The sequence below is a fragment of the Mesorhizobium sp. B3-1-7 genome (assembly GCF_006439385.1).
In the GTDB taxonomy this organism is placed as follows: Bacteria; Pseudomonadota; Alphaproteobacteria; order Rhizobiales; family Rhizobiaceae; genus Mesorhizobium.
In genome coordinates, this window is the sequence record NZ_VFTL01000073.1 from 1 (window position 1) to 7,344 (window position 7,344).

A 7,344-nucleotide genomic window follows, 5' to 3' on the forward strand; every position below is an offset into this window, starting at 1 on the left:
CAAAGAGGGCAGACTTAGAAGCAAACTTCTTCGTCGCCAGCGGCGCACCGCCCTCGTTCGTGGGCCGTATATAGTCGGACCTCCCTCGACGCGTCAACACCGATTTCGAACTTTTTTGAATTTTTTGCGACGAATTTTCCGGCTGCGTTTTTCGGTAGCCGACTGCCCTTGCGGCAGCCCTTGGGTCATCCACAACGAGGCCCTATTGCCGCCGCATTGAGGCGTGAAACCAGCCCATATAAGGAAGGCGCGCGCGTATGTGTGAGGCGCCCCCACGACAGACGACAAGAGCGCCGTGCGCAGAACGCATGATTGGGGATATCGGCCCCGGCATGCCGTTTCGTTGACTTCAACCGCCGTGACAGGCAAATGTCATGGCCGCAACGAGAACGACAAGCCGTTCGCCCGGGGAAGAAGCAGCCTTTCTGGATGCCAGACACGGAAGATGTCATAGCCGAACTCGGCAACGAGCCGCCGCTGATCGCGGACGGCCGCAGCGGTCCGCCGGACCGCCGCGAGGTCTCGGCCCGCTGGCTGTCGGGCACATTCCTTACCGGCGTTACATCGAGCGTGTTGATGGGCGTGGCGTTGTTCGCCGCCCTTGACGGGCGCCAGCAACTGGCGACGCCGCCGGAAATCGCCGAGCTCATCGGTCTTGCCAGCGGCGGCGACGATTCCGGCGAGCAGGCAAAGACCACAAGGCTGGTAGCACCCCGCCAGATCGCCCGCGCAAAGGACCGGCGGCGCATGGAAGTGTCGATGGTCACCAAGGTCGGCGACCGCGACGTTATCCACACCATGCCCTTCGTGCAGATCAAGATGGCCTTGGCCGCCGGCCACACCACCAACCGCCCCTACCCGCCGTTCGACCCGATGCAGGTGTTCGGCGACGACAGCGACGACAATGCGCAGCCGGCAACAGCCACCGCGGTCGCCGGGCAGATCTACGGCGCCAAAGTCGAAAGCGAGATGAGCCTGAAGACGGTCGATTTCCCGATCGAGACGGCATCCTTCGACGAAAAGAGCGATCTTTCCGCCGACGAGGTTGAAAAGGTAGTGCGGGACGCCGGCAACGGCTTGAGCGACGGCGCCGTCCAGGTGGCCGCGCTGCACTATATCGATCCGCAGCGATTCGGCGATGCCTTCGCCGAATCGATGGCCGGCTCCTATGACGTGAAGATCACGCAGGAAAATGTTTCGGTGGCGCCGCGCGCCACGCCTGACGATCAGACGCCGGCCTTCGCCGAGGAAATCATACCCTTCACCAAGGATACCGATATCGCCGAGGCCTATGCCGATTCGGGCTACACCGGCGACGACGCCATCGGCATGGCGGAGGCGATCGGCAAGCTCTTGAACGCCCCGGCGCTGAAGGCCGGAACGGTGCTGCGCGTTGGCCTCGAGGTGCGCGGCGACATAGCCAAGGTCGTGCGCACCAGCGTCTACGACAAGACGACGCACATCGTCACCATAGCGCTCGACGACCGTGGCCAGTATGTGCCGGCGCAGGAGCCGGAGGCCAATCCCGAGCTTTTGACGGCGTTCGACGATTCGCAGCCCATTGTGGTGCGCGGCAACCTGCCAAATGTCTATGACGGCATCTACCGCGCCGCCTATTCCTACGGCATGTCGAAGGCGATGACGCAGAAGCTGATCAAGCTTCTCGCCTCCGACGTCGATTTCCAGTCGCGGATTTCACCGGCCGACCGCCTCGAGGTCCTGTTCTCGCAGCCTGATGGCGACGACCAGACCTCCGACGATTCCGAGCTTCTTTATGTATCGGCGACCTTCGGCGGCCAGACGCGCAATTTCTACCGCTTCCAGATGCAGGACGGCGGCACTGACTATTTCGACGAAAATGGTTCGAGCGCCGAGCAGTTCCTGCTGCGCAATCCGCTGCCCGCCGGCAAATTCCGTTCCGGCTTCGGCGCGCGCCGGCATCCGATTCTGGGCTATGTGCGCATGCATACCGGCGTCGACTGGGCGGCGCCCATCGGCACGCCGATCATCGCCGCCGGCAACGGCGTCGTCGAAAAGGTCGGCTGGGCCGGCGGCTACGGCAAGCAGATCATCATCCGCCACGCCAATGGCTACGAGACCTCATACAATCACCAGAGCGCTTTCGCCAAAGGCATCGAGCCGGGAGTGCGCGTGCGCCAGGGCCAGACGATCGGCTATCTCGGCCAGACCGGCCTCGCCACCGGGCCGCATCTTCACTACGAGCTGATCGTCAACGGCACCAAGGTCGACCCGATGCGTGTGCGCCTGCCGGTCGGCAAGGTGCTGAAAGGCGACGATCTCGTTGCCTTCAAGCGCGAGCGCGAGCGCATCGACGATCTCCTGAAGCAGGAAGACGGCAATTCGCTGAAGGTCGCCAGCGCCAAGACTGATTCGCAGCTTCCGAACTAGGGCGTGGACTCATAAGCGCGTAGCCAAATGGCGCGTAGCCAAATCCGAATGGCTGCGAGCTTGATGAACGCAAGGTAGTTGGCCGCGAGTTTGTCATATCGCGTGGCGACCCGCCGACATGCTTGATCCGGTTGAAGAACCGCTCGACCAGATTGCGTGCCCGGTGAAGATAGGGGCTAAAGCAGATGGGGTTCTTTGCGGTTGCGTTTTGGTGGAATGTTGGTCCATGCCCCGCGCTCCCCGGCAAATTCTCTGATCTGCATCGTCTCCACAATCAGCGAGCAACAGCTAGTATCGACGCACTTAGCCCTTTGTGGCGGGTACAGGCGGCACCGGCAGAATGATTTCGGAGGCGACCTTCCAGTCCTTCCCGACGCGAAGCCAATTGATGATCATTAGAAACGGTCTGGCTGTTCCGTCCTGCCCCGCATAAGAGACCGCGATGTTCATCGGCACATAGGACTCTGCGACGTCGCGCGTCAGGCCGACAACCTTGAGCTTCGAATAATCTGGCTCGAGCACGACCGGACCGGAGCTACCGATATCATGCAGCTTTTGATCAACCGCCTCGTTGCCCCAAAAGCCGGCCCAGTTTCCCTCGGACTGGATCGCGCTCTTAGCCACCAATAAAGTCGAGGGCGATTGCCAAAACATCCCATGCAGAGCCTTGAAATCGTGGTTGTTGGCCAGTTCCATCAGCCTGCCGAACCTCGATTTTATCGCACTAAGGGTCGCAGCATCCAACGGCTCTTTCCTGACGGCGGGAGCTGCTGCGACGGCTCCGATAGAAAAAGCTGAGGCAGCGAGGGCGACAAGAAGTGTCTTGTACATGCGGGAATTTCCCTTCCAACGTCTGGCTCGCGTCATGATAACGCCCTTCGCGTTCCGCGATTGATATGGCTTACCCGCTTCGATCGACCGAAGACGTCCTCAGGACGATTTAGCTCGCGCATTCGCGCAGCAAGGCTATGATTTTCGCATCGAGAGCTCGAGCGACGGTAAGAGCTTCCGAACTGCCATAATGCAGCAGATAACCCTCCATTTTGTCATAAGAGACGTGCACCCCGTCGGTACGCTCATCAATAAGCACTGTGACTGGAGCGTAGGATCCAGCCTCGGGCACGTGCTTGACCATTTCTTTCATGATGAGTGGATTGCCGACCACAAACCGCATGATGTTAGGCGTCTTGGATTCGGTTTCGCGACGCAGAATATCGCCCAGGTCGAATTGCGCGAAGAGCATAAGGTCCGTTCGGCCGAGGCTGCGTTGTACAACGCGCTCCAAATCCGGGAAGGAATTGGTCGCTCTCGTCTCTTTGAAAAATTCGACTATGTCAGGCTGTCCGACCGCGGACTTGAAGGCGGCCACAACAACGTCGAATGGTTTTGAGCTCGTGAGGCTGAAACGTTCCACCTCGACTTTGGCGATTGTCATTTTATCCTCTGTAACAACTCTCATTGATAAGGGTGCGTCTGATGGCGTCGGAACGCGCCTGGATCATGCGGTCGCGGGCTGCGCTTCTAGGAAGGTCCGGACGTGGCTGACGAACATCTCATGGTGCTGAAACAGGGAGCCGTGCCCTGAATCGGGATAGAGGATTAACTGAGCGTTGCTGAGTTGCTTGAACATTGCGTAGGCGTTGCTCGCGGGCAGCATGGTGTCGCGGCTGCCGCTGACCACAAGAGTGGGCTGGCGGATGGCGCGCAGAACGGCGTGCCCGGGATCAGGCGTGGCGCACCAAGTGATCAGAGCCTTGGCCTGCGGATCGGTGACCGCGCTGCCGTTATCGGTGTCCCGATCGTCCTGACGCACCTTCGTCCTCTTCAGAAAAGCCAAGCCGGAGGACTGGCTGGCGGGTGAGTTCGTGAAGAACAGCGGCAGACGGGGGTCCGGCGCATCGGTTTGGGAAAACGCGTCCTGCAGAACCGCTAACAGGTGTTCCTCTCCGCCTTTCGGCGCAGTACCGACGAGTATGAGCTTGCGGATCAGTTGTCCGTGCTCGGCGGCGATCTGCTGAGCGACGCAGCCGCCGAGAGAAAAGCCGAGCAGGTCCACTTCGAAGAGACCGAGCAAGTCGATAAAATCGACAGCGTCTCGCGCCATCGCCGCGACGTTGTCGGGCGTTTGACCGGTCGAGCGGCCGACCCCTGCATTGTCAAACGCGATCACGGGGCGATCGGCGGTCAGAGCGTTGACGACGGCGGGATCCCAGGCATCGATGTTGCCCGAGAAGTGCTGCAGAAGAATCAGCGGAGTTCCGGTCGCGGGGCCGAGACGGCGATAAGCGAAGCGAATTCCGTTGCCTTCGATGTAACGGGTCGGCGCCGTTTCGAGTGTGGCGGCGTCCTGGCCTGTGATGTCGAGTTGAGTCATGTCATCCTCCGGATGCTTGGCATAAAATGATCGAGTGAGGGATCGTCGTAGCGCCGCGACCGAGGCCTTCTCCAGGATGTCGCCGGCGCTTCGCCGCGTTTGCGCCATCGCGGTCCGAGGCGTTCCAGATTCCTCTGAGCGAGCGTGCACGCTCCCGGCGCGGAAGCGCCGGGAGCGGTATCGTCACTTCGCGAGCGTTGCCTTTGCGATGACCTCGGCGACTTCCTTCGCATGGACGACGAGCGAGGCATGGCTGCCGGCGACTTCCGTCGTCTGAGCCTTCATCCTGGCTGCGAACGACTTCTGGGCATCGGGCGCGATGACCTTGTCCTTCGTGGTGATGACATCGAACGTCGGCTTGTCACGCCAGGCTGCAATGGTCACGGGAGCCTCGAACGCAGCCAGACTCAATGGTATCTGCGCGTTGGCCAGGTGCTCAGCGATCTCGGGCGGAAGGTCAGCCGCGACCGCCGATGGAAACACCTTCGGGTCAATGTACAAATTGCCCTTCGCGTCGGGATGGATCGCGTTGCCGCCTTCAGTCGGCGGGCCGGCTTTTGACAGCGATGCCAGGGATTCGCCGACATCGGGCGCGAAGGCGGAGACGTAGACCAGCGCCGAAATCTTGGGATCGTCGCCGGCTTGCGTGATCACCACGCCGCCCCAGGAGTGGCCGACCAGAACGGTCTTGCCGGCCTGCTTCGCGAGCGCCTGTTTGGTGGCATCGACGTCGGCGTTGAGCGAAGTGAGCGGATTTTCGACAAGCGTGACGTTGTAGCCTTTTTTCGTGAGGATATCGGCGACGGGCTGCCAGCTCGTCTGGTCAACGAAAGCGCCGTGCACGAGCACGATGTTGTGGGCTGCTCCCTTGGGCAGTTCGGCAGAATTGGCTGAACCGACCAATGTCGATCCGGCCAGGAGTGCGGCGGCTGAGAAGAGAATATTTCGCATTGAATGGTCCTTTGCGTATCGGACGGAATGAGGTCCGTAGGGGAATGGGCAGGCGTTTCCACAAGGTCGCGGTTCTTCCATCTGCCGTTGGCGAGATGGTTGCCGCACGTGACGTCGGCCCGCCGCGGCATGAAGTAGTCCGCCGGCATTCCGGACGGTAGGGATTAATCGTCCGCATGTTGTGTCCGATCGTCCACCGGTCTAATCTGGGCGGCATGGATATCCTCGCCCAGGTGCTCGATCGTGTTCGTCTCGGCGGGACGCTGCTGTATCACTTCGAGCTGGGCCATCCCTGGAATCTGGAGCTGCCGGCGCGCCCTTACGCGTTGTTTCACTATCTCAGCCGGGGCTCGGCGACGCTTGCGCTCGAACAGGGAGAGGAAATCCAGATGACCGAGGGCGATTTCGTCGTCATCACACGCGGCGAGCCCCATGTGTTCTATTCGGATCGCCGGGCCGAGCCTTTGCGGATCGTGGATATCGATCGAGCGTCGTCGCGGTTTGGCGTCATTCGTCACGGCAGCCGCGCAAAGCCGCTCTCGACCATGATCTGCGGCAATTTCACGGTGTCTCGGCCGATGTTCGGCAGCGTGCTGGAGCTGCTTCCGCCCGTGCTCCTGCTGAAGCCGACGGCGGACGGTGGCTGGCTCGAAGCCATCCTGCGCCGCATGGTCAGCGAGTCCGCGCTCGAGCGTCCTGGCCAACGCGTCGCGCTTTCACGACTGACGGAAGTGCTCTTTGTCGAGGCGCTCCGAAGCTGGATCGCATCCCTCGGTCCCGGACAAGGCGGCTGGCTCGGGGCTATATCTGATCGGCATATCGGACCGGCGCTCAAGCTGATTCACGAAAGCCCGGAGCGGCCCTGGACCCTGAGCGACCTTGGCCGTCGCGTCGGGCTCGGCCGCTCGGCATTTGCGGCGCGTTTTACGAAGCTCGTCGGCCAGTCCATGCAACGTTATGTGATCGAACGCCGGATGGCGGAGGCGGCGTTCCTGCTAGAAACCAGCGATGAGTCCATCGCACGGATTGCGAACCGGGTCGGCTACGAGACAGCAGCGGCGTTTTCGAAGCTGTTTCATCGGTATAACGAACAGTCTCCAGGCCGTTACCGGGCCGCTCGACGCGCCGGCGGAGGCCGCGCGCGGTCGGACGGCTCGGAAGTACAAGTATCCGATTGACCTCGAACAAGCGCCTTCGCCATGTCTGCAACTTGCCGATATTGTTGCAAAAGTCGAAAATTGAACGACCCTGAAAATCTCGCGAAAGTCGATTGTTGGACCTGCCCACTGCTGCATCGCTTTTCAAGGCTACGACGAAGATCCGTGAGCGATTTTAGGTGAAACGATACGGTCCCCCATATCGTCGCGCCCAAAAGGCATCAGCGGCTCTGGGATTTTTCCTTCGCCACCCCAAAAAAGACTTTTGCAACAATATCTGCCCTTAGCGGCTCTTCGTCTCAGATGCTGTGATGACAGCTTTCGGGCCGTGAACTGACTACGGCGCGAGGAGGCCCGCTTGTGGCACTTTTCGGACCTTAAAGCGCGTCGCGCTGAAGCGGATTCCACAGTACACGACTCATTGGGTTTTGATGGTCTTAGGGAAAGCGCTGA

The 7,344-nt window shown here is 60.8% G+C and carries 6 protein-coding genes and 1 pseudogene; 2 read left to right on the forward strand and 5 right to left on the reverse strand.

Going from position 1 to position 7,344, the window contains the following annotated elements:
- Positions 1–429 precede the first annotated feature (429 nt).
- Positions 430–2,409, forward strand: coding sequence for a M23 family metallopeptidase (locus FJ417_RS32750; RefSeq protein WP_140786318.1), 1,980 nt, complete (start codon positions 430–432; stop codon positions 2,407–2,409).
- Here the strand turns inward: FJ417_RS32750 and FJ417_RS32755 are convergent.
- The 5 genes and pseudogenes from FJ417_RS32755 to FJ417_RS32775 form a co-directional block, all read right to left on the reverse strand.
- A pseudogene (locus tag FJ417_RS32755) lies at positions 2,406–2,648 on the reverse strand (transposase); the annotation flags it as partial. The gene FJ417_RS32750 and the pseudogene FJ417_RS32755 overlap by 4 nt on opposite strands.
- Positions 2,649–2,712: 64 nt before the next feature.
- The gene (locus FJ417_RS32760) at positions 2,713–3,240 is read right to left on the reverse strand and encodes a hypothetical protein (RefSeq protein ID WP_140658897.1); all 528 of its coding nucleotides are present in this window, start codon (positions 3,238–3,240) and stop codon (positions 2,713–2,715) included.
- A gap of 109 nt (positions 3,241–3,349) precedes the next feature.
- Positions 3,350–3,844, reverse strand: a complete 495-nt coding sequence (locus FJ417_RS32765; RefSeq protein ID WP_140786319.1) for a DUF302 domain-containing protein — start codon at positions 3,842–3,844, stop codon at positions 3,350–3,352.
- A 63-nt stretch (positions 3,845–3,907) separates the two neighbouring features.
- A complete protein-coding gene (locus tag FJ417_RS32770) occupies positions 3,908–4,783 on the reverse strand; it encodes an alpha/beta hydrolase (protein ID WP_140786320.1) in 876 nt (291 codons plus the stop codon).
- A gap of 183 nt (positions 4,784–4,966) precedes the next feature.
- Positions 4,967–5,734 (reverse strand): alpha/beta hydrolase, encoded by a 768-nt coding sequence (locus FJ417_RS32775; RefSeq protein ID WP_140658894.1) that lies wholly within the window; start codon positions 5,732–5,734, stop codon positions 4,967–4,969.
- A 215-nt stretch (positions 5,735–5,949) separates the two neighbouring features.
- Between FJ417_RS32775 and FJ417_RS32780 the strand changes: the two genes are divergently transcribed.
- Entirely contained in the window at positions 5,950–6,912 is a 963-nt protein-coding gene (locus FJ417_RS32780; protein ID WP_181175543.1) for an AraC family transcriptional regulator, read from the forward strand.
- The last annotated feature ends 432 nt before the right edge of the window (positions 6,913–7,344 follow it).

Bases quoted from the DNA above. Each gene is read 5' to 3' on its own strand.
- FJ417_RS32765 (WP_140786319.1), bottom strand. From the start codon at position 3,844: ATGACAATCGCCAAAGTCGAGGTGGAACGTTTCAGCCTCACGAGCTCA.
- FJ417_RS32750 (WP_140786318.1), top strand. From the start codon at position 430: ATGCCAGACACGGAAGATGTCATAGCCGAACTCGGCAACGAGCCGCCG.
- FJ417_RS32760 (WP_140658897.1), bottom strand. From the start codon at position 3,240: ATGTACAAGACACTTCTTGTCGCCCTCGCTGCCTCAGCTTTTTCTATC.
- FJ417_RS32770 (WP_140786320.1), bottom strand. From the start codon at position 4,783: ATGACTCAACTCGACATCACAGGCCAGGACGCCGCCACACTCGAAACG.
- FJ417_RS32780 (WP_181175543.1), top strand. From the start codon at position 5,950: ATGGATATCCTCGCCCAGGTGCTCGATCGTGTTCGTCTCGGCGGGACG.
- FJ417_RS32775 (WP_140658894.1), bottom strand. From the start codon at position 5,734: ATGCGAAATATTCTCTTCTCAGCCGCCGCACTCCTGGCCGGATCGACA.